We start from the raw sequence: 22,654 nt of genomic DNA, 5'->3' as shown, positions 1-22,654 counted from the left end.
ACCCCTGCTCCTCATCGTCTCGGCGCGTCATTCTCGAATTCCACCGAGCGGGCACCATCCAGCCTTGCGTCGGTTGCTTCGGAGCCAGCCTTCAGATCGCGAGCAGCGTCGATTTCCTCGCTCGATAAATCCTTTTGCCTGAAGAAGGTGTAGGAAAGCGTGACCTCGCGGAACATTTTCGCGTTCTTGTCCTTCAGCATCTGCCCGTCGAGGTAGAGGACGAGCGGCATTCTCGCGCTCTCGCCGGGCCCGAGTTTTTCTTCCGTGAAGCAGAAGCACTCAATCTTGAAGAAGTATGGCGCCGTTGGGTACGGGGTGACATTGAACGTCGCGCCGCGACGATCGTTTCGTCGGACTTGTTCTCAGCGTAGTAGTAAACCCTTGTCGGCTCCCCGAAGCGGGTTTCGACGCTTCGTTGCTCGGGGCGAAACTCCCAAGGCAGGCCTGGCGCAACATTGGCGTCGAAATGAACTTTGACAGTTTCGTCTGTGGTTGTGACGGACGGTTGCTTCGCAACAGCGCGCTGTACCGTTCCGCCGTAGCCGGTCAGGTCGCAGAACATCTGGTAGGGCGAGTAGGCCACCAAGCCGGTCATGGCCCCCAATAGCGTTACACTGAGGGTGAGCACGCGTATGTTCTTGCCGCGTAAAGTGTCATCGGTCCAACTCAATAATCATTCTCTTGCAATCGTTTCGCGCTCCAGCATTTCGTTCAACGCGACACCACCACGCGCGCCGCTTTGACGCAGCAGAGTTGCGAGTCCCTTCGTTGACGCCTCGGAACCCGAAGAGGATCGTACAACCTCTAGTGCCTTTAGGTTCAAGTATCCGCGGTGCGACCTTTTTCAGCCCGCCAGACCTTTAGCGAATACGTCGCGTCGGGTGGCGAGTTCAGCCGGCGCTCCCGCGGTGCTATGGTTCCCGAGAAAGATCCGCTCAGTTCCGGTTGCTCTGCCGAATTCGGAATTGAAAAGTTGAGTGGACGATTTGGAGAACTACGGAACAGTTGAGCAGGCGATCGCCCAGACTTGCGGGAAACGATCCTCGACCCGATCTCCATGAGCCTGGACCGCTAAGGATAGTTGGGGCCGTACTCAGCTCCAACCGCCGTTGTATGTTCGGTAAAAGATGTGGCTACCGATTTGCGTCATCTCTTCCATCCCATCAGCCCATTCGGGACTGACGTAGGTCGCATTGTAGTGCGTCGATGAGCCAACGTCCCGCAGGAAGATCTTTCCCCCGGTCACGGCCATAGCCACTTCGCGGGCGGTTCGATAGGCACGACGGTTGACGATGCGCTCGGGAACGCCGTCACAAGCGAACGAAAACTGGCATCGGTTAAGCCAACTGGCGTTCTGATAAACGACCTTACACACTTCATTAGGGTATGCGGGATTGCGCACCCTGTTCAGGATCACTTGTGCTACCGCCGCCTGCCCTTTCAGACTTTCTCCCCGGGCCTCGAAATAAATGGCGGTCGACAGGCACTTCTGTTCATCGGAAGAGAAGACCTTCGGCGGCAAAGGGTCCTTCATCCATACGTGGTCTCCCTCAACAACAGGAGGCACGAACCGTCCATTCCGCTTGGTTCCGAGTAGCGCATCAAAGGGGGATGAAGGGTCGTGGAAGGGATCAGTTGGCGCGTACGCCGTCGCTAAGATATCCGCGCCGTCATTGGTCACCAGATCGACCAGCTTTGCCGGGACGCCTGCAAGCCGATCCATTTCGGCGTTGTGAGAAAGCATTCGCTTCGTCGATTGTTCCGCGTCGATCGCGCCAAACGGCGCCATGCGCTGCGCGTTGACCGCCAGGGGACCCAATCCTAACCGAAGGCTCAATGCAACTTGGGCCAATTGGGGTTTACGCGCTCCAGCAGACACCCTGTCCCGCTTGTCGCCTCGTACCACGTGCGGCTCGTCGGAAACATGCCGAGCACGGTTCGACTGGTCCTCGAAGACGAATTCGTTCGGCACGATGTGGGGAGCGCGCCCTACCGGATTTACTGCAGATCCTGTTCCCGCCGTGCCAACGACCAGGCAGATCAGGGCCAAAACGGCTTTCGTGAGGTTTCCCGACCGGAAGCGTCGTTTTTGGCTGCGCCCCTGCATGCTATCCTTTCGAATCCCTCCCGAGCACCTTGGGTCGTTAACCTTAATGAGTCGTTAAATCAAAGGTCCCTTGGTCGCATGATAGGCGATCTATCTGGCCGCCGCCGCTCCTAGTGACCATGCGTGATCCGGCCGACAACCATAGAATCGACGGCGCCCCCCAGCCGCTTCCTCGTAAACATCGTCTCCGCGCTAGGTCGAAGCAGACGTAGCGCGTTTGCCACCACGAGCAGCGAAACGCCGACATCCGCAGCGATCGCGCCCCACATCGAGGCCATGCCGAAGGCGGTCAGACCGACGAAGACAGCCTTGGTTGCCAGCGAGACACCGATGTTTTGGTGGATGATGAACATGGTGCGCCGCGAATGGCCGATTAGCCATGGCACTTTTCCGATGTCATCAGTCATCAGCGCGATATCCGCCGTCTCGATCGCCGCGTCCGAACCAACAGCACCCATGGCAATTCCGTAGTGCGCGCGGGCCATGGCCGGGGCGTCGTTTACCCCGTCACCTATCATCGCGACCATGTCGTGGGTCGCTACCAGTTCCTCGATGGCGCTGACCTTGTCCTCGGGCAATAGTTCGGCGCGGACCTCGTCGAGGTCAACCTCGGCGGCTACGGCGCGGGCGGTGCGCTCGTTGTCGCCGGTAAGCATGACGATCTTCTTCACTCCCTGCTTGTGCAGTTGCGCAACAATGCCGCGTGCATCCGGCCGGATTCGGTCGCGCAGTTCCAGCAGGCCCAGAACGCCGGAGTCGTCGCCGACGACGACCATGGTGGCGCCCGCCGCCTCGATGCGGTTGCGCAGGTCTGCGGGGATTGCAGCGCCAAAGCCCTTTTCCGTGGCGAACCGGTCAGACCCGAGCCAGACGGTGCGACCGTGGAATCGGCCTTCGAGGCCACGGCCCGGCACGGTGCGGGTATCCTCGGCGGCGGTCACGTCCTTGCCTGCATGGGCGAGGATGGCTTGCGCGAGCGGATGCGACGACCGTGCCTCGAGCGACGCGGCAACGGCCACCAGGTCGGCTTCCGACGTGCCGCCCAGCGGATGCACGGCGGCCACTTCAGGCTTGCCTTCGGTGATCGTGCCAGTCTTGTCGAGTGCCAGCGCCGTGGTGCTTCCCGGGGCCTCGACGTAGGCGCCGCCCTTGATCAGCACGCCGGCCCGCGCCGAGGCGGTGAGCGCTGCCACGATGGAGACCGGCGTCGAGATCACCAGCGCGCACGGGCAGGCGATGACCAGCAGCACGAGCGCGTTGTAGAACCAGTAGTTCCAGGCGCCGCCGAGAAGGAGCGGCAGCAGCAGCGCGATGGCGACGGCGGCTACCATCACTATCGGCGTATAGATGCGAGCAAATTTCGACACCCACTGCTCCACCGGTGCCCGGCGCGAATGCGCGTCGCCGACCATGCGGATGATCTTTGCCAGCGTGCTGTCCGATGCGGGTTTGGTAGCACGCACGGTCAGCGTGCCCTCGCCGTTGATGGTACCGGCATAAACCTCGTCACCCGCCTCCTTGGGGACCAGAGCGCTTTCGCCGGTAATCGGGGCCTGATCGACTGCACCCGCCCCTTCCGTCACCTCGCCGTCGAGCGGGATGCGGTCGCCACCGCGCACTACGAATCGGTCGCCCACGACGACCTCGGCCGCGGGCACGTCCGCCTCAGTGCCGTCGCTGCGGATCACCCGCGCCGTGGCCGGCGCCAGATCGAGAAGCGCCGCGACGGCGTTGCGCGCGCGCCCCACGCTCCAGCTTTCGAGATAGAGCGACAGTGCAAAGAAGAAGGCGACGGTCGCGGCCTCGAAATATTCGCCCAGGCCGACGGCGCCGGCGACGGCAATGACCATCAGCAAGTTCATGTCCGGCGACAGACGCCGCGCCGAGGACCACGCCTTGGACGCCACCAGCCAGACGCCGAATATGATAGCGAGGCCGAACAGACCTGCTTCGACCAGCGGCATCGCCACCTCGCCGTGGCCCGCGAACAGCCCCAGCGCACCGCCCAGCCCGGTCTCCACAACGTGATACAGGAACCCTGCCGCCCAGAAGCCACCACTGACCGCGGTGAACCGCGCCTGTTTTCTTAGCTGCACGGCGCGGTCGGCCTCGGCATTGTCGGCGTTCCAAGGTCGCGCGCCCATCCCGGTTCCCGCAACCGCTTTGATGATCTTCTCGTCCGAGACGGTTCCAGCGGAGTCCAGAACCGTCATGCGGCCGTTGATCACGTCGAAGGCTAGATGTTGCTCTCCGCCGACCACCGGCCCCACCACCCGGTTCAGGATTGCCACTTCCTCGGCGCAGTCGAGACCGTTGACCTGAAAGCTGCGCCCGGCGGTAACCACTGGACCCTCTGGCGCATCGGGCCCGCAGCACACGCGATTTCCGTGATCGTGGGAATGCACATGCGGGTGAGAACGCCTGCACTCGTGCCCCTGAGAACGTTCGTGGTCGTGTTCTTTTTCGGTCAGCATCGTTGTCTCCTGTCCCGCGTCGGCTGAGGTTGCGTTTCACCGTTCCGCGGTCGGCTCTGATTGGTCCTTCCAAGATAGGACCTCTAGCAACTGCAGGTTCAAGACCCAATGCGAAGTTTTCAAGCGGTCTCAGATGAAGCGTCGAACGCGCTGCTTATGGTCGGAGTAGGCGTCGCCAAGCCGCGCTTCAAGCCAGGGTTTCTCGGCAAACGGCGCGATGAATGCGCGGATCATCGCCAAAAGCGCCGGCCACAATGCGAGCAAGGAATTAGACGCAAGCACGAAGCCGGCGATGATGAGGATGTCGCCGATGTATTGGGGATTGCGTGGGAACCGGTAGGGGCCGCCTGTCACGAGTTCGCCGGCCAGTCCGGTGGTCGGCCTCGCACCGAGGGCGGCAACACCCCACCAGGCCAGCCCATTGCCCAGAACCAGCAAGACGCCGCCGGCAACGCGCCAGTGCAATGCAGCCAGTCCTAGACTGCCGTAGTCGACGATACCGATGTAAAGCGTTCCGATGATCAACAAGCCGATCAGCACCCACACCAGCCAGAACTGCCATCCCGCCTGCCTGGAGGGAGGCGGCCACACACGCTGGGCCGGTTTCGCGATGGACCAGAACACAGCGCATCCAGAAGCGCTGCGGATGTGACGGTGATGAAGAAGATAATGGTGAGCATTTCGACACCCCGCAAATGGCGCAGGGGCGTTCCCTGCGCTGGAAGCCAGCACAAATGCAGACTTGTGCATTGACGGAGGGTGTAGCCCCTATTGGGGCTAGAGATTCAAGGGCTGTATGGCACGGCTGACTTTCAATGGAAAGCTAAGAACTGCCGTCGCTGCCAATGAGTACATGGCAACGAGCGACAGCTTCGGGCGTCCCATGCGTTGCGGATTGGTCGGACAATCTCGCGCCAATCCCCGCCACTAGGGTGCGGCCGGGGATACAGCGGCGGATCAATGCAGTGCGCCCACCAGCGGTGCATCGCCGTCGCGGATGCTTACCCACCGTCCGGTGTGATATGTCGCCTGCCTCTTCAAGAACAGGTAGCCGGTCTCGTCCCAGGGGAGAATGTCATCGGTAAGATTGTCCAGGATGTAATCGCCGACTTCCGTTCTGACGGTGAGGACGGCATGCCCCTCTCCGTTGGATTTCTTGAGAACCGTGAGCAGGAGGTTTGCGGGCGAAACGCCCTCATTCATCAGGACACGGCGCTTTTGGAGCGCATAGTCCTCGCAATCACCCCTGTCGGTCGGATAGGTCCAGAATTCGTCCTTGCCGTAGACGTCGCTGTCATACATCGGCTTGATTGCCTTGTTGATCGACCCTGATAGATCGGCGAGGCGTTGCCGAAAATCATTGCTCCACGCCACGGGACTGACATCATTCGATCGTACCGAGCACTCCTTCGGCATGCGCTTGCATAGCTCATAGTGTCCGATCGGCTGCGACGTCTGGCCTCCTGTCACCATTTGGCTCGGATGCGCCGACGCCGGCCCTGAAGAGGCTATACCCAAGAATGTAGCGAGGATTCCCAGCAATCTCTTGCTCGGCATCGTTTCCACCCCTTCGCCCGATTCGTTACCAATACCTTAACAACGCAAAGGGCGGCTGACCATTGCAGATGGGCCACAGTTCGGAGTGCAATCTGCCTCGCCCCCGCAGCGGATGGATTGGCCCTCATCTCCTGCTGATCGGCGGTCGCAAGGGGTCCATGTGCATCCATTCACCGCATCGCAAAGGCAATTCGCCTCGCGCTATTCCGCGACCGGCACAGAAAATTTGGCTTGGGGAACAAGAGTGTTGTGCTCGGCGTTGGATTTACTAGGCAAGCTTTGGCGGCGGCGGTTTCACGTGATGCCTGCAACAAATATGGAAATGTCATGTCAAAGGAGCGGGAGTGAACAATCTGTGGCCGGTTATAGGTCTCGCTCTGCTTCCGGGACTGGGCAACTTAGCCGGGGGAATGGTGGCAGAGTTCGCCCGCACGACGCCGCGTCTTCTCAACCTCGCGCTACACGCGGCCTCTGGCATCGTCATCGGCGTCGTCGCCATCGAACTGATGCCCGAGGCGCTCGACAATCTTGCCGGCTGGTGGATCGCAGTCTCCTTCGCCGCAGGAGGCGCGGCCTATGTTGGAGCCGAGACATTATTAATCGAACGGGTGACGTCGGGAGACGGCCGCGGCGGCAGCCCAATGTGGATGATCTATGTCGCCGTCGCAGTCGACCTTTCGGGGGACGGGTTGATGATTGGATCGGGCTCGGCGGTCGCGACGTCGCTCGCCATCGTCCTAGCTGCCGGGCAGGTGCTGGCGGATTTTCCCGAGGGCTATTCGGTGGTGGCGAATTTGAGGGAGAAGAAGGTGTCCCGGGGCAGGAGAATTTTCGTCTCGCTCTCCTTTCCCTCTATTGCCTGGGGGCAGCCCTGATTGCCTGGTTCCTTCTGCGGAACGCGCCCGACGCCGCCAAGTACGTCGCCCTGAGCTTCGTCGCCGGCCTGCTGACGGTCGCCGCTGTGGAGGATATGCTGGACGAAGCGCACGAGGCCGCGGGAGATACGCGAAGCTCTACGCTCGCCTTCGTCTGCGGCTTTGCGCTTTTCGCGCTCGTATCCGCCGGACTCGGCTTCCTCCTCGGCAAAGACGGCTTGCCAGGGGAGGCACCGCAGGAATTTCCACGTTGAAGGATCACATGATCTATGCCTCATGATCACGGCCACGCCCACATAGATCCGAAATCGGGGGACCGGCGGGTCTCCGTGGCCATTTGGGCGAATGGCCTTCTGACCGTCGCGCAGATCGTCGGCGGCATCCTGGCTGGCAGCCTCGCGCTGATCGCCGATGCGCTGCACAACTTCTCCGACATGGCCTCGCTGGTCATCGCCTTTGTGGCACGCAAGATTGCGCGCCGCCCGACCGACAAACGCATGACCTTCGGTTATGGCCGGATCGAGATAGTTGCCGCGCTGATCAACTATACCACGCTGATCCTCGTCGGCGTCTACCTGATCTATGAAGGCGGCATGCGGATGATCGATCCGCCCGAGGTCCAGGGCTGGACTGTTGTGATTCTCGGCAGCGTTGCGCTCGCGGTGGACACGCTGACGGCCCTGCTCACCTGGTCGATGCAGAAAGGCAGTATAAACATACGCGCGCTCTTCCTGCACAACCTGTCGGACGCGCTAGCATCGGTTGCCGTAGTTGTCGGCGGCACCCTCATAATCCTTTACGACATGCGCTGGGTCGACCCGGCGATCACAATTGGTATCGCGCTCTACATCTTGTATCTCGCCTTCAGCGAGATCGGTGGCCCAATCCGGACGCTGATGCTGGGGAGCCCGCCGGATATCGACAGCGACGCCGTGATCGAATCGATGCGAAACGTCGCCGGGGTCCGAGACGTTCATCACGTGCATCTCTGGCAGATGCAGGAGCACGAGGCGGCGCTTGACTGCCACGTGGTCCTGGCAGCGAATGGCTGGAAGCGCATTGAATCTGTCAAGGCCGACATCAAGGAGCGCTTGAAGAACGGCTTCGGCATCACCCATTCCAGCTTGGAGTTCGAGCACGTCGATTCCGCACACAGTGACGCCGATCTCTACGGACATGACGGGGCGGTGGGAAAGGAGAACGACCATGTTCACCGAAACGCTGACAGCGCAGGATGACGTCGTGGGGATTGCCTGCGAAGGCAAGCTGACCGAAGACGACCTGAAACGGATGCACGCGCTGCTGCATGAGCGGCTGCAGGCGGAAGCCAAGCCCGGCCTTGTCGTCGATCTCACAGGATTCGAAGGTTACGAGGGGCTCGCCGCGCTTCGCGAGGACATGAAGATGGACACGACCCACCGCAACGACTTTCGCCGTATCGCCGTCGTCGGCGACAGCAAATGGATGGAATGGGGAACGTCGCTGGCGGGACTTCTTACGTGTTCTGAGATGCGCTGGTTCGGGCCCGGCGAGAAGGAAGCGGCTGCCGAGTAGGCTCGCAGAGACTGAGCCATTCTGTTGTCGGTAGGCACTAGCCGGGCGGTCGCGTCCAATCTGGGTGCTCCTTATTCTGCTGATCCAACCCTTTGTCCGGCTGTGTGTCGTTACCGGCGCACCTGCGGATCGACTGGCTGCTCGCGGCAGCGAGAACCGCGTCGGCATGATCGTCAAAAGTCGAACAACTCGCTCAGGAACGATTCCTTTTGCGATGCGGCTTGCCGCCGTGCCCCTGCAGCGGGGCGCCCCCGGCTTGGTAAAGAAGCCGACTGTGTCGCCGATCACTCCATGATGTTGTCCAACTCGCCACCGTCAAGCCATACGCCGCGGCACTTCGGGCAAAATCGATCTCAACACCGCTGCGTTAGGGCATGACGAGTATTTCATTGTCAACGGGACATTGCATGCGCTCGCATCTCCTGTTCTCGTTTTCGCTCTGAGGCCAAGTCCGTCCGAAATAACATCTCGATCTCCCGATTCAACCAGGGTCTCTTCCGGGCCGTGACCCGCGCCTTGCACCGGGACAGCTGCGATGCTAAATTGCAAATCGTTTGCATTTGCAGGAATGACAGATGGGCGAGATCACCGATTGGTTGAGGGTAAAATTGAGCAGGCGCGGCATGCTGGGCGCTGGGATTCTGGCGGCTGGGGGATCGGCCGTAGCAGCCACCGGCGCCGCTCAGCAATCCTCCCGAACCGAACATCCCGGCAGCACCGTGCGTGCCGGAATGGGCTCAGCCGGTCATGGCTCAAGCCACGGCGCGATGATGACCGTCGGCAAGGTCGATGAGGAACGCAACGGCTTCGACACTATGAAGATGCTGACCGACTGGGAAGTCGGCACTGTCTCCCGCCTCCCCGACGGGCGGGTCTTGCGCACCTTCGAGATCGATGCCGTCGACAAGGAGATTGAGATTGCCCCTGGCGTCATATTTCCGGCCTGGACCTACAACGGCCGGGTACCTGGGCCGGCGCTCAGAGCGACCGAAGGCGAGAAGTTGAAGATCGTTTTCCGCAATTTCGGCTCGCACCCTCACTCGATCCATTGTCACAACATTCATTCCGCGCGCATGGACGGCATTCCCGGCGCCGGCGTGATCGGACCGGGCGAAGAGTTTGTCTACGAATTCGATGCGACGCCGTTTGGCTGTCATCTTTACCACTGTCACGCGCTACCGCTGAAACGCCATATCCACAAGGGGCTCTACGGGCTCTTCGTCATCGACCCCGACCCCACGCTTCACCCGGAGCACGCTGATGTCGCCCGGTCTCGCCTGCTAGGCACGCGAGAGAATGCCGAGTGGCAGGAACTCGCGATGGTAATGAACGGCTTCGATACCAATTTCGACGACGAGAATGAGGTCTATGCCGTCAACACCGTCGCGCATGCCTACATGAAACGGCCGATTGCGATACGGCGCGACAAGCCGGTGCGGGTCTATCTCCTGAATGCCGTCGAATTCGATCCGATCAATTCCCTCCACCTTCATGCGAATTTTTTCGACTACTACGACCACGGAACGACGCTGACGCCAAGCCTTCGCACGGTCGATACGGTCATGCAGTGCCAGGCCCAGCGCGGCATTCTCGAGTTCTCGTTTGCGGACCATGAGCCGGGACTCTACATGTTCCACGCGCATCAGTCGGAATTTGCCGAACTTGGCTGGATGAGCTTTTTTGATGTCCGGGAGGCTGTGGCATGAACGACGCGCATCCCTTCGACGAAGCAGCATCGACTTCGACCGAGGCGCCGCGATCCCGCGCGACTCTCGTCTGGCTTCTGCTGCCGCTCATGGCGCTGGCGCTTGCAACTGCATGGCTCGTTACGGCTGACCCGCTGAGAAGTTTCGACAACGGTGCGCCACCAGTAGAGAACCTGACATTCGAGCGAACGGTCTTGTCGCAGGAAGGTATCGACATCCTCGTCCGCGCTGGCGGATCGGAGCCGATGATCATCGCGCAGGCGCTGGTCGACGATGCCTACTGGGAATTTGTTCAAGAGCCGTCTGGACAACTAGCGCGGGGTGAAACCGCCTGGATCCAACTGCCCTATCCTTGGGTTCAGGGTGAAGCGCATGTGATAAAGATCATCACGAGCACGGGCGCGACCTTCGAGCACGAGATTCCTGTCGCCGTTCCGACGCCGGTGCCCACCACCGGAAGCCTTGTCAATCAGGCGTTCCTCGGCGCCTTTGTCGGTATCGTCCCCGTTGCGATCGGGCTCATGTTCTATCCGGCGCTGCGCGGTGTCGGGCGCGCCGGCATGAACTTCCTTCTCGCCATGACGGTGGGCATGCTCGTCTTCCTGATGATCGACGCTGCGGGCGAGGCGTTAGAGCTTGCAAGCGAAGCCGCAGCCATCTTCCAGGGCCAGGTGATGGTCGTCCTTGCGGGCGCGGCGAGCTTCCTGCTGCTCATGGCCGTCGGCCGCCGCAGCGGTACACCGGCCGGTTTGACACTTGCGACGTTCATTGCGCTCGGTATCGGCCTCCACAATCTCGGTGAGGGACTGGCCATCGGCGCCGCCTTCGCTTCGGGAGCGGCCGGGCTCGGCACGTTCCTGGTGCTCGGCTTCACCATCCACAACATCACCGAGGGCATCGGCATCGCGGCCCCAATACTCAAGTCGCGGCCGGCCCTGTGGGTGTTTCCGGCACTAACGCTGCTCGCCGGCGGCCCGGCAGTGCTCGGGCTTTGGGTCGGGAGCCTCGCCTATGCGCCGCAGTGGTCTGCACTTGCGTTGGCCATCGGTGCGGGTGCTATCCTGCAGGTGGTCGTCGAAGTCATAGCCTATCTGATGAAGGCTGACGGGCGCGGTGTTGTGGCACTCTCTTCCTGGCCGGTCGTCTCGGGTTTGGCCTTCGGTGTGGTGTTCATGTATGCAACGGCGATGCTGGTAAAAATCTGATCGGACCTTGAAGAAGGAATGCGCCCGACCTGCGAGCCGGCTCCACCTGTCCATGTCAGCAACCGTATCGCACTCATAGTGTCAAGCACCGTTGCCCCATGTCGATCAAAATTGCTGTTCAGAAATGAGCGACGTCCGCCACGGGCGTCATCAGGGATAGAGCTTTCAATCCGAGAGCTCTCCCGATGTAATGTTGTGCATCAGAGCATGGGACAGGCCGATCATCAGGGCACCGTCCATCACCGGCCATGCAATGGCCGACTCAAGGGCCACGTCCGCGCGGTGCGCCACCATGGCGATGCCGATAAACGAATACGAATGCGAACACACTTCGCTTCATTCATCGTGCCCAGAAACTGAGATTGCGAAAGATGTACGCCGGCTCCTGGGAGTGTGGAAGAATGACGTTTCGGGCGTAGTCACGCTTCAAAGCTTTGTCGGGTACACTATGCGATGATGCGGTCCCAGCTTCCGTAGTGTTCCTCGCTCCTGCGGCCGCGGGGCAGGCTGAGCGCCACGAGGACGATCCCGGAGATGACACCGATCAGGCTGCCCGCAACCGCCCCGCCATCGAGCAGCAGCGGTGCCACAATCAGCCAAAGACCGAACAGGATATTGAGAAACCTCAGCGGCCGGGCCACTTCGGCCCAGGCGATGACCGCGGTCGTCAGGACCAGCGCACCCACGAGGTGATCGCTGCCTGCCAGCGGCATCGTGTTGCCAAGGATCGCGCGACTAAGCATTAGGAAGGCACCGATCGCAGCAGTCAGCGCAAGCGTCCACGGCACCGTTACGCCCCGCGCACTCTGCCGGAAAATTGCCAGCGGCCGCGCGTCAAAGCTCATCTCGCCCCCGGTGGACGAGCCCGGCAACGCATCGCCCCGGAAGAAGGCGCGCCAGAATGGCCGACCCCGGCGCGTGTTCCAGACCATGAATTGGACCATGGCAACGATCTCGTCCAGCGAGAAGGGAATCATAATCAGCATCGCCAAAGCGGCCAAGAGACAGATCGTGCAATAGGTGCCGATGGCGATCGGCTGAATGATGATGAAATAGATGCTGACGACACCGAGAGGTCCCACGACGATGCCGAACAGTGCCACCATCCACGGCATGGTGCGCCAACGCAGCCGGCTGCCCATAACGCCCATCAGAATTTCGAACATGTAGCTCAAGGCGCCCAGACCGCCATCGGCTATTGGCCACGCCTTGGAGACATCCGAGGTGATGATGTACTCGGTCCCGTTGAGCGCCGAAGGGGACGAGAAGAACGGTTCCCAGACACTATCGATATGGCCAAGTTGGTAGGCCGACAGGATGCGCGACAGGATGAAGCCGACGACGCCGAGCGCGATGATCGGCAGGCGCTGAACATAGGTCGAGGGGCAATAGGTCCAGCCGGGCGGAATATCGCCGTCGTCCATCATCCCTTCCCGCGACATCCCCGGCATCATCGGAATGAGGATCGTCAGTGCGATCACCAAAGCGCCGACAAGGGTATCGTTGGCATAGACTCCAGCATCCGGCGTCCAGAAGACCAGCGGGGCGGCCAACAGCCAGACGCCGAGCGCGGCATTGGCCCATTGCGCCCAGCCGTTGCCGGGCCGCAGCGACAGGGCCGCAAAGAACATGATCGCCAGGCCGGTGAACACGTCGTTCCAGGCCGTCATCCAGCTTCGGGTTGCCGCCTCCATGAGGCCGCGATCTTCAGTAACGCGCTGCACCGCGGCGCTGAAGGCTGTCTGGTCGAACGTGCCGAATATCGAAGGCGCGGTAGCCAGCCAGAGACCAAGCGCCATGACCAGCCAATGCACCCAGAGCATCGAGAAATGCATCTGCTGCATATGGGCGTCGTGTTCGCGCTCGGCTTCGTCCGCTTCGGCCTTGGACGGATTTTCCTCTGTCGCTTCCTTCGCAGCTTCTAACGCGACTTTCTGCCCTGAAACCCTGGCGGCGTTCAAACCGTTTTCGCAGTACCACGCGTGGGGATCGTCTTTCAGGCGTGCAAGGATGCGTGGCATGTCCTCGCGCAAGGAATGTTTCGGTTTCCAGCCGAGCTCCTTGCGGGCTCTGGACAGATCCAACTCGTAGTGATCGCTTGAGATGTCGACCATCCAGGCACGGATAAAGGCTTCTTCGCCAAATACCTTGTTCTCTGTCCAGGCACCCAGTTTGGCCAGCTTCGGCGGCACGTTCCAGGTGATCCAGTCCTCGCCGTGCAGTTCCCCCCCGATCAGGCGCTGCAATTCGCCAAACGGGATCGGTTGTGCCTCACCGAGCAGAACCGGAAACGTGTCCGGCAGGTCGGCGCGCCGGTGAACGACACGCTCCACCGCGTCGAGAAGATCATCCAAGTGCAGAAATGCCTGACCGCGCTGCAGATCGCCGGGGTAGACCTTGCCGCTGAACCGTCTCTCGTAAATGCGCGCGATTTGATGCGCGAGGAACGTCGAATGCCCTTCGTCGTCGTAAATGCCGGCCGGGCGAAGGAGGACATGCTTCTCGTCTCCCTTCTCATCCCGCAGCATCGCCTCGGTCCGAATTTTCGACGCACGATAGGGCAGCTTCGGATCCAAGGGATCGTCTTCCGAGATCGGCTGCCCAGGCTCGGTTGGAGCGTGCGCCAGCATAGTCGAAGCGAATACAAACTGCTCAAGATCGAACTTCTGCAGCCCTTGAAGAAGTCGCTTCGTGCCCTCGACCGTCACTGCCTCGTAAGCCGGATGTTGTTCGCCGGTCAGGTCGAAATAGGCGGCAAGATGGATGCAAGAGGCGATCCTGTTTCCGTAGGCGTACCGGATCCGCTGCAGCGCCTTGTCTACGCTCGCTTGGTCCGTGATGTCGAAGCACACGCATTCGGCCATGTGGGGTGGGTGGGGCGGCGTGTAGCGATCAAGGCCGACGACCAGATAATTTTCGCTCAAGCGGCCCGTGATGGCCGCGCCGAGATATCCGCTCGAACCGGTGACCAGAACGACCGGTTTTTGCTCTTGGTTCAAGACTGAACTCCAAAATCAGTCCTGCGTCATTTACGCAGATATTTAATGAGGGCGGCAATGACGAGTATCAGTGCAACTACGATCAGTATCCACACCAACCCCATTCCGATCATCATTCCGCCGCCCATGCCTTCACCCATCATCATTATTGAGTCGTGCTCCAGAATCGGTTGGCTGGCCCATTTTCTTCAAACACCTGAGCACAGTATTCGTTCCAGTCTTCTTCGACGGGTTGGTGAGGCAAGTCGACGCCTCCAGAGGGGATTCACGCAACACCATCGAGCGAAGAGGCATCCAATGGCGTTCGGTGACGAAATCCATTTGCGACGCTTCGTGGCGTCACCAAGGCTACGCACAGCAGCATATAGCCGTCGTTGGAAACACCGCTCCGAATTGTTTGGGAGCTCCCTTCACTCAGCAGCACTTGCGACCAGATGCCCGCGCTTTCACAAATTGAAGGCGGTAACCAAAGGCACATGGAACAGCGACGCCCACGCCTTGGCGGTCGCCTTCTGGATCGCGACGACGTTAGTGCCACCGGTCCACCAGCCATTGCCTGTCGCCACGATGACATCCGGCCCAAACAGCATGGACTGCAGGATCGGCCACACGATGAGCTGCTCATAGCAGATCAAGGGTGCGATCGTCGTCCCGGCAAATTTGCCGGTTGGATTGCCGAAGAACTGCGCCGATGCACCCCCAGATGCCCAAGGCCGCCACATCGAAACCGGAACCGGCATTCGTTCCCGGTAGAGTATGCGGGCTCCCTCGCCCATCACCTCGATCATCACATTGTCATAACCGCTCTCGTTGACGACGACGGCCCCGCCGATAATGACGACATCAAGTGTGGCGAGGTTCCGGACCCAGAGGCGCTCGGTGATCGGCGTCCAGATTCCGAGCGCGCTTTCGGGAAGGATGATTGTCGTGGCGCCGTCCAATGCTGCACGCCTGACAAGCGCGATCGTGGCCAGATGCTGAGCATAGTCGGCATGGTTTCCGGCAACCTGGTAATCGAACTTTGTGTCAATTCCGACCCATCCATTTGGTAGCTCAGGATCTGTCCAGGTGATTGCTGAAAGGGCAAAGGCCACGCCCATTGCGACACCGGCGAGCGGCCAGGCGCGTGTGGTCATGGCCGAAATGCCGGCGGCTGTAGCCGCCAACCCAACCCAACCCCAACCGGGAAAGAGCACGCCAGCCGCGGTGATCGGGCTGGCCCACCCCACGATCCCGAAAGGCGGCACGCTCATCAGCACCGACGCCACCAGATATCGCAGCGGCCGATGCCACCCAGGCTTCGGCGACCAAAGGACCGTATGCACCACAACGAACAGCAGTGACGCGGCGAACCAGAGTCCGAGCCCGACCCAGATATCGCTCGCGTAGAAAATCGATACGCCGACAGGCAAGCCTCTCGACGCCGCCATGAAATATGCCATCGAGACCAGGCCTGCGGCCAGCCGCGTCGGGGCGAACGCCCAGAGCGCGGGAAAGAAACACGCGACCGGGAGGAGACGCACTTCGCCGCTCCATCCGATTGCGCCCACGATGGTGGCGGCGATGAACATGACCGCGGTGACCATGCTACGGCGCGAAGGTGAAAACCGGTTTCGCCAACCCGAGAACGCCGGCGGCCGGGATCGGCCCAAAATATCGTGAGTCATAAGAACCTCTGAATGTCGAAAGAAGAAACAGCGTGTCTGGCGGCACAACACCGCCGGGGTCGGGCGTCAGCTCCCGACCCGATCCGTCACGCGATTGAATCGTCGATTGGGGCATCGCGAGACCGTCGATCGCGACGGACCTGCCGATCTCAACCGACTGCCCGGGCAGCGCCATGACGGTCTTGATCAAGGGGCTGAGCCAGCCGGGGCAGAGGCCCCGCCGCACATAGCCGCGCTCACGTGCCTGGCGAAACGCGTCGGTCAGTGGCGGGCAAATGAACACCCGATCCCCGGCCCGCACATCGCGGTTCAGTGTTTCGATCCGCCAGAGACCGAGCGGATAGCTCGGTGTCAGATTGATCCGAAAGCCGGCACCATATCCCAGGCCGAACAGCGCAAGTGGGATGCAAGCGAGAGCGGCGACGATGACGGTCCGGCGCCGCCAGCTCACTGTTTCAGCCCCTGGCTCTTGGTCTGGGTTTGCCGCATCGCCTCGGACTGCTTCAGGGCCTGCTGGGTGCGCTCGTGCGCGGCAAGTTGCTGGCCGGCACGCATGGTCGGCCAGGCGGTGCTGAGTTTTTCCCGGTCACCGGGCGACATGCCTGCTGCGGCCTTGTCAAAGGTCGCCCCCGACGGAGTCTTGGCTGCATTGCCGAGCAACGTCCGCTCCCCGAACCGCTCAGAGACCGCCTTGTTGAAGGTGTCGAGTTCGGCCTTCACCATGCGGTCGGCCAGCGCAAATCCGAGCGCAGCCGGCAGATCGTTGCGATCGATGGCGTCGCGGACCTTTTCCATGGCGCGCGCCGCCGCGGGCGACAGGGACGGGATGTCGATCGAGGTGCGTTTGCGATGCCCTTCCTCTTCCAACCTGTACTTGGCGGTCGCCCTCTCCCTCATGTCGAGATAGCGTTCGAGGTCCTTGCGCAGTGCTGGCACGTTGACTTCTGCCACACGACGATCCTCCCGATCCGAGCGGCTCGCCAGCAACCCTTCCCGACCCTTGAGCGCGCCGAAGCTCGCCGCATTCCGTTCGATCTCGCCGAGGCGCTGCCTCGCAACGTTCGGGTCTTCGACAACGGCCTCCATGCGCATCGCCTTGAAGGCGCTTTCGGGATCCGCATAGACGAGACGAATGCGGTCGGAGAAATTGTCCCACTGCGTTTGCAGGGCCGGATCGGTCTGCAGTTTTTCGTCCGCTGCATCGGTCACCGACATGGTGAAACTGGATATGCCCTTGACCATCGGCTCGGCCTTTCTGACTGATTGCGGGGATTGATGAAGCGGTCGATCGGCAAGCCCAAGGCGCGCGCCGGCGGTCCGAAGCCGGAGGCCGAGATCGACGAGTTTCTGTTTCTGCCGGATCGTCCATTGAACCCGGTCGCGCATCAGCGTTCGCGCGACACGCACGAGGTGCAGACCGCGATTATTGGCGAAGCGAAGCGCATGGGCGTAGAAGCGCCCGCCCGCATAATCGAGCGTGACCTCCTTGGCGTTCTTGCGGGAGAGCAGCTTCTCGAGCCCGCCGGCGAGATGGAAGGACCGGCTGCCGTAATAGAGCGCCATGTCTTCCCGATGCCGGGTCATCGCAACGTAGGTCAGGTGCCGGTCGAGCGAGAGCGAGGCGAGCACTTTCACGCGGTCGACGGTCGCGCCCTGCGACTTGTGGATCGTCGTGGCATAGCCGTGATCGAGGTTGCGATAGAAGCGCTGGTCGACAGTGACGCGGGATGCGCCCTCCCCGTCTCCAATCGTCGCGATGATACGGCCGGGCGCCGCTTCCACGACCTTTGCAATCATGCCATTCTTGACGCCGAGCGAGCCTTCGTTCTTGAGGAAAACAATCTGATCGCCGGCGGCAAACTGCCTGGTTCCATCCTCGGTCCTGAAGGCGTGGCCGGTTTCGATCAAGCCGCGCTCGACGAGCTTTTCACGCGCCATCGTGTTGAGCTGACGGACATCGCGGCGCAGATGCGCGAGGATCAAAGTCGACTTCTCCGGATCGTAGTCACGGTTCCAGTCGGCAATCAGCGTTCCGATGGCATCGGCTTTCAGCGTCTGCGCGATTAGATTGCCTTTCGCGCGATACGCGGCGAGCGCTTCCTTCACCCGACCCCGCGCCAGATCGAGTGATGCCGCTCGCATCCAAGGTTCATTCTGGCGATAGATGGTTTCGAGCTCGGCATAGCCGGTGCGCTCGACGATCGCCCGGAATGCCGCGCCCGCCTCGATCGGCTGCAGCTGCTCAGCGTCACCGACAAGGATCAGTTTGGCGCCGGTCTTGGCGGCCGCTTCAACGAAAGTCGCCATCTGCCGGGACGAGACCATGCCCGCCTCGTCGAGAACGAAGACGGTCTTGTCATCGAGACGCCGGCGGCCCTGTTGCCAACCGAGCTCCCAGGAGGCGAGCGTGCGGGACGGAATGCCGGCTTCCTTCTCCAGACCCTCGGCCGCCTTGCCCGCAAGCGCGCCGCCGACCACTTTGTAGCCGGCCAGTTCCCAGGCTTCGCGGGCGGCCTTCATCATCGTGGTCTTGCCGGCCCCTGCCCGGCCGACGACCGTTGCGATCCGCTCCGGACCCGCCACATGCTCGATGGCCGTCCGCTGCTCCTCTGACAGCCGCTCATGGTGCCCAAAGACGGCTTCCAATACCTTCGCCCGGACCGCAAACCCGCTCTTTCCCGAAAGCCAGTCCGCGCGGCTGACCATTTCGGCCTCGAGCCGAATCATCGCCCGGGTGGTCAGCCGCGCCGGAACACGCGCGCCTGTCGCGAAATCGATGGTTTCATCGGCGAGCTTCAGGCATTCAGGGCTCTCCGTGATCCGCGCGAGAAGCCGCTGGAAGCGTTCGGGATCGTCGATGTAGCGATGCAGGACCTTGGCGATGTCGCGCTGATCGAAGACGCTTTTTTCCGAGGTGAGAATGTCGAGCACCAGCTCGGGACGGGCCTCGATCCGCACCGCGTTCTTCTGCCGTTGCGCCTCATGAAGGGCGAGACGTTCAAGATCGATGGCGCTCGCCTTGGTCTCGGCCTTGCGCTGCAGCGCCTTTGCCGCAACACCGATATGGGTGGTCGGCTCAATGTCGATGCCCCGCTCGGCATAAGAGCGGCCATCGACCCGTACCTCCAACCCGGCAAGTGCCAGATGGTGGTTCTGAAGATCGAGCCATCTTCGCCGTTGCTCGAGGAATTCAGGCTTCTCACCGGACCAGAGCTTGTACTGGATTTTGCCGGTCTTGGTCCGAACCGGCTGCCCGTCCGGTCCGAGCACGGCGACCTTCTTGGACCCGAACCCGTCTTCGGTCAGGGGGCGCAGCGTGGTCATCAGGTGGATATGCGGATTGCCCGGATCGTCGTGGAAGACCCAGTCCGCCACTTGCCCTCGCGAAAGCACCTGCTCGGAGACAAATTGCCGGACCAGTGCGATGTTCTGGTCCCGGCTGAGCTCGACCGGCAGCGCAATGATGAATTCCTTGGCGAGCTGGGCATCGCTGCGTTTCTCGAAGGCTTCGACCGTGTTCCAGAAGGCTTCCGCGGCGGCCGCCACGGACCGATCCGCGATCATGTCGCAGGCCCATTTCGGGGCATTGGGCGGCAGGAGAAATTCTTCGTGGGCCAGGTTCTTCTTGTTGGAATAGTCGACCGTGCGAGCTTCCGCCTCGTGGCTCATTTTCGCGCAATGCCGATAGGCAGCGGACAGCACCGCGCTGCGGCCATTTCCGCGCGAAATGAGCTGAGGTGTGAAATGCGTGATCGCCACGGGCCATCGAGCTCCTGAGAAACAAGTCCAACTTGTTCCGCAGAACGGCGGCCTACCCCCCGGAAGGGCCGCCAGCAGCACGTCGCGGTTCGCGACGTATTACTGCGCCCTTGGACGCATTCCTTCGGAACGCTGGGATGATCTCCCAAAGAGACGGGTCTCTCGACCCGGCATTTCTGCCGGGATGCGCTGAACGCGCACCCGGGCGATTCTGCTCATGGCTTTCAGCCATTCGCCAGAACAGGGAGCACACGGAATGAGAAAACCCTCATCTAAGATCAAGGAAGACATCGCCAAACTGCAGGAGCAGCTCAAAGTCGCCGAAACGCGCGAGGCCGAACGGATCGGACGGCTCGCGCTCAAGGCCGGTCTCGGAGAAATCGAGATCGACGACGCCCAGCTCGTCCAAGCCTTTGAGGATTTGGCGAAACGGTTTCGTGGCGGCGGTAGCGAGACCCGGAAATCTCCCCTCACGCAAAACCCGGCTGGCGCGTCTTCGGGCGCGAATAGCGAGGCTTGAGCGCATGCGACAGGCAAGCCGGTCCGACGCGCGCAAGAAGGACACGCGCGAGAAAATCCAGCTTGGCGGCCTGATCGTCAAAGCTGGTCTTCGCTACGAGAAGCGGGCGCTGCTGCTCGGACTGCTGATCGACGGCGTCAGCCGGATAACAGCGGACGAAGCGGAGCGGGAGCGGCTGACGGCGATCGGAGTGGAGGCGTTTTCCAATGACCCTGAATAAGCTCCTCCTCGTGATCGCTCCGGTCGGTTTGATGATCGCTGTGTGTCTTGGGCTTACTGGCTCGGAAACCTGGCTGGCACGGTTCGGCAATTCGGCCGAGACGCAGCAAACGCTGGGGCGGATCGGCATTGCCTTGCCCTATGTGTCTGCCGCGGCTATCGGGATCGTCTTCCTCTTTGCAGCGCGCGGCGCCATGGCGATCAAATCGGCCGGCCTTGGTGTCCTGGCGGGCGCGGCCGGCGTGATTGCCGTTGCGGGATTGCGCGAGTTTTCGCGTCTCAGCGGCTTCGCGGACGCGGTCCCCGATGGGCACCGGCTGATCGAATATGCCGATCCTTCGACCGGTATCGGTGCGATGGTCTGCTTTGTTGCCGGCATGTTCGCGCTTCGGGTTGCGCTGCGCGGCGATGCCGCCTTCGCGAGCATGAAGCCACGCCGTCTGACGGGCAAGCGCGCCATTCACGGATCGGCGGACTGGATGTCACTCGGCGAGGCGAAACGGATGTTCGGAGAAGATGGCGGGATTGTCGTCGGCGAGGCCTATCGCGTCGACAAGGACAGCGTTGCGAGCCACACGTTTCGGGCTGATGGCAAACAGTCCTGGGGGGCTGGCGGGAAGTCGCCGCTCCTGTGTTTCGACGCCTCTTTCGGATCGACCCACGGCCTGGTGTTCGCCGGGTCGGGCGGTTTCAAGACGACGTCCGTCACGATCCCCACAGCGCTCAAATGGGGCGGCGGACTTGTGGCGCTCGATCCATCCAACGAGGTCGCGCCCATGGTCATCGATCATCGGCGCAAGGCCGGGCGTGAGGTCTTCGTGCTCAGCCCGAAGGATGGCTCGGTCGGCTTCAATGTGCTCGACTGGATCGGCCGCTATGGCGGCACGAAGGAAGAGGATGTCGTCGCGGTGGCGAGCTGGGTCGTCACCGATGTCGGCAGGCAGACGTCCATGCGCGACGACTTCTTCCGCGCCTCCGCCCTGCAGTTGATCACCGCGCTGATCGCCGATGTCTGCCTCTCGGGGCATACAGCAAAGGAAAAGCAGACGCTGCGCCAAGTGCGCATGAACCTATCGGAGCCGGAACCGAAACTGCGCGAGCGCCTGCAGACGATCCATGACAATTCGGAATCCGAGTTCGTGCGGGAGAACGTCGCCGCCTTCGTCAACATGACGCCGGAAACCTTTTCCGGCGTTTATGCAAACGCGATCAAGGAAACCCACTGGCTGAGCTATCCTAATTATGCGGCGCTCGTATCCGGTTCGAGCTTGTCGACCGACGATCTGGCGAATGGAAAAACCGATATCTTCGTCAATCTGGACCTCAAAACACTTGAGGCCCACCCGGGCCTTGCCCGCACGATCATCGGCGCACTGCTCAACGCGATCTACAATCGGAATGGAGAGACGAAGGGCCGGACGTTGTTCCTGCTCGATGAGGTGGCGCGGCTTGGGTATCTGCGCATTCTGGAAACCGCGCGGGACGCCGGCCGCAAATACGGGATCAGCCTGCTTCTTCTCTTTCAGTCGATCGGACAGATGCGCGAGACCTATGGCGGCCGCGACGCCACATCGAAATGGTTCGAGAGCGCGTCCTGGGTCTCCTTCGCCGCGATCAACGATCCGGAAACCGCCGAATACATCTCGCGGCGATGCGGCAATACCACGGTTGAAGTGGATCAACTCAGCCGGACATCGCAGATGTCAGGATCGTCGCGAACACGCTCCAAGCAGCTTGCGGCCCGACCCCTGATTTTGTCCGAAGAAGTGCTGCGCATGCGCGGTGACGAACAGATCGTGTTCACTTCGGGCAATGCGCCGCTTCGGTGCGGGCGTGCGATCTGGTTCCGGCGCGATGACATGAAGAGCGTCGTGGCTAGCAACAAGGTTTCATGAGAGCTCGAAATCATGTTCGTGATGCCGGCTACCACCATCTGCGCGGGGCCATGCTGTGCAGATGATGCCATTGCGGCTTGCGGAAGGAAGCTGCTCGCTTGTTGAGCGGAACCACTC

Annotated in this window: 20 protein-coding genes; 9 read left to right on the top strand and 11 right to left on the bottom strand. The window is 61.5% G+C overall.

The genetic code is table 11. The features are described from left to right. Positions 1-11: 11 nt before the first annotated feature. The 6 genes from AAFN47_RS25345 to AAFN47_RS25320 form a co-directional block, all read right to left on the bottom strand. A complete protein-coding gene (locus AAFN47_RS25345) occupies positions 12-284 on the bottom strand; it encodes a cytochrome c oxidase assembly protein (protein WP_499812050.1) in 273 nt (90 codons plus the stop codon). Further along, positions 194-562, bottom strand: a complete 369-nt coding sequence (locus AAFN47_RS25340; RefSeq protein ID WP_499812049.1) for a cytochrome c oxidase assembly protein — start codon at positions 560-562, stop codon at positions 194-196. Before AAFN47_RS25340 ends, AAFN47_RS25345 begins: the two co-directional genes overlap by 91 nt. 531 nt (positions 563-1,093) lie before the next feature. Continuing rightward, on the bottom strand, positions 1,094-2,107 hold the full coding sequence (locus tag AAFN47_RS25335; RefSeq protein ID WP_420406576.1) for a cell wall hydrolase: 1,014 nt from the start codon (positions 2,105-2,107) through the stop codon (positions 1,094-1,096). A gap of 110 nt (positions 2,108-2,217) precedes the next feature. Further along, positions 2,218-4,581 carry a heavy metal translocating P-type ATPase gene (locus AAFN47_RS25330; protein WP_420406575.1) on the bottom strand — a complete coding sequence of 788 codons (2,364 nt, stop codon included), beginning with the start codon at positions 4,579-4,581 and terminating at the stop codon, positions 2,218-2,220. A 129-nt stretch (positions 4,582-4,710) separates the two neighbouring features. After that, positions 4,711-5,205, bottom strand: coding sequence for a methyltransferase family protein (locus AAFN47_RS25325; RefSeq protein ID WP_420406574.1), 495 nt, complete (start codon positions 5,203-5,205; stop codon positions 4,711-4,713). Between the two features lie 333 nt (positions 5,206-5,538). Further along, positions 5,539-6,138: a transglutaminase-like cysteine peptidase gene (locus tag AAFN47_RS25320; protein ID WP_499812043.1), complete on the bottom strand. Its 600-nt coding sequence runs from the start codon at positions 6,136-6,138 to the stop codon at positions 5,539-5,541. Positions 6,139-6,482: 344 nt separating this feature from the next. Between AAFN47_RS25320 and AAFN47_RS25315 the strand changes: the two genes are divergently transcribed. From AAFN47_RS25315 to AAFN47_RS25290, 6 genes are all read left to right on the top strand, one after another. Beyond that, positions 6,483-7,013, top strand: coding sequence for a ZIP family metal transporter (locus tag AAFN47_RS25315; RefSeq protein WP_420406573.1), 531 nt, complete (start codon positions 6,483-6,485; stop codon positions 7,011-7,013). A gap of 95 nt (positions 7,014-7,108) precedes the next feature. Further along, positions 7,109-7,267 carry a hypothetical protein gene (locus tag AAFN47_RS25310; protein ID WP_499812042.1) on the top strand — a complete coding sequence of 53 codons (159 nt, stop codon included), beginning with the start codon at positions 7,109-7,111 and terminating at the stop codon, positions 7,265-7,267. 15 nt (positions 7,268-7,282) lie between these two features. Next, positions 7,283-8,251 (top strand): cation diffusion facilitator family transporter, encoded by a 969-nt coding sequence (locus AAFN47_RS25305; RefSeq protein ID WP_499812041.1) that lies wholly within the window; start codon positions 7,283-7,285, stop codon positions 8,249-8,251. After that, positions 8,220-8,567 (top strand): SpoIIAA family protein, encoded by a 348-nt coding sequence (locus AAFN47_RS25300; protein ID WP_420406571.1) that lies wholly within the window; start codon positions 8,220-8,222, stop codon positions 8,565-8,567. The genes AAFN47_RS25305 and AAFN47_RS25300 overlap by 32 nt, the downstream gene beginning before the upstream one ends. A gap of 575 nt (positions 8,568-9,142) precedes the next feature. Next, on the top strand, positions 9,143-10,273 hold the full coding sequence (locus tag AAFN47_RS25295) for a multicopper oxidase domain-containing protein (RefSeq protein ID WP_420406570.1): 1,131 nt from the start codon (positions 9,143-9,145) through the stop codon (positions 10,271-10,273). Next, positions 10,270-11,478 carry a ZIP family metal transporter gene (locus AAFN47_RS25290; RefSeq protein ID WP_420406569.1) on the top strand — a complete coding sequence of 403 codons (1,209 nt, stop codon included), beginning with the start codon at positions 10,270-10,272 and terminating at the stop codon, positions 11,476-11,478. The genes AAFN47_RS25295 and AAFN47_RS25290 overlap by 4 nt, the downstream gene beginning before the upstream one ends. Positions 11,479-11,643: 165 nt before the next feature. On the opposite strand, the gene AAFN47_RS25285 is transcribed toward AAFN47_RS25290, so the two are convergent. The 5 genes from AAFN47_RS25285 to traA all read right to left on the bottom strand — a co-directional run bounded on the left by AAFN47_RS25285 (position 11,644) and on the right by traA (position 19,903). Further along, complete coding sequence (locus AAFN47_RS25285; protein ID WP_420406568.1) at positions 11,644-11,808, bottom strand: hypothetical protein; 165 nt, start codon at positions 11,806-11,808, stop codon at positions 11,644-11,646. A gap of 116 nt (positions 11,809-11,924) precedes the next feature. Continuing rightward, a complete protein-coding gene (locus tag AAFN47_RS25280; protein WP_420406567.1) occupies positions 11,925-14,477 on the bottom strand; it encodes an NAD-dependent epimerase/dehydratase family protein in 2,553 nt (850 codons plus the stop codon). 446 nt (positions 14,478-14,923) lie between these two features. Continuing rightward, the gene (locus AAFN47_RS25275; protein WP_499812040.1) at positions 14,924-16,063 is read right to left on the bottom strand and encodes a conjugal transfer protein TraB; all 1,140 of its coding nucleotides are present in this window, start codon (positions 16,061-16,063) and stop codon (positions 14,924-14,926) included. A 1-nt stretch (position 16,064) separates the two neighbouring features. Then, the gene (gene traF / locus AAFN47_RS25270) at positions 16,065-16,595 is read right to left on the bottom strand and encodes a conjugative transfer signal peptidase TraF (RefSeq protein WP_420406565.1); all 531 of its coding nucleotides are present in this window, start codon (positions 16,593-16,595) and stop codon (positions 16,065-16,067) included. Then, positions 16,592-19,903, bottom strand: a complete 3,312-nt coding sequence (gene traA, locus AAFN47_RS25265) for a Ti-type conjugative transfer relaxase TraA (RefSeq protein ID WP_499812039.1) — start codon at positions 19,901-19,903, stop codon at positions 16,592-16,594. The genes traF and traA overlap by 4 nt, the downstream gene beginning before the upstream one ends. 256 nt (positions 19,904-20,159) lie before the next feature. On the opposite strand from traA, the gene traC reads away from it, so the two are divergent. From traC to traG, 3 genes are read left to right on the top strand one after another with little or no spacing between them, the layout of a single operon-like run. Further along, positions 20,160-20,423: a conjugal transfer protein TraC gene (gene traC, locus AAFN47_RS25260; RefSeq protein WP_420406563.1), complete on the top strand. Its 264-nt coding sequence runs from the start codon at positions 20,160-20,162 to the stop codon at positions 20,421-20,423. Positions 20,424-20,427: 4 nt separating this feature from the next. After that, complete coding sequence (gene traD / locus AAFN47_RS25255) at positions 20,428-20,643, top strand: type IV conjugative transfer system coupling protein TraD (RefSeq protein ID WP_420406562.1); 216 nt, start codon at positions 20,428-20,430, stop codon at positions 20,641-20,643. Continuing rightward, positions 20,630-22,537, top strand: a complete 1,908-nt coding sequence (gene traG / locus AAFN47_RS25250; RefSeq protein ID WP_420406561.1) for a Ti-type conjugative transfer system protein TraG — start codon at positions 20,630-20,632, stop codon at positions 22,535-22,537. Before traD ends, traG begins: the two co-directional genes overlap by 14 nt. Positions 22,538-22,654 lie beyond the last annotated feature (117 nt).

This window comes from Hoeflea sp. CAU 1731, assembly GCF_039888615.1.
GTDB lineage: Bacteria > Pseudomonadota > Alphaproteobacteria > Rhizobiales > Rhizobiaceae > Flavimaribacter.
Note: the sequence above shows the minus strand (reverse complement) of the source record. Positions and strands in the feature narration are given on the sequence as shown.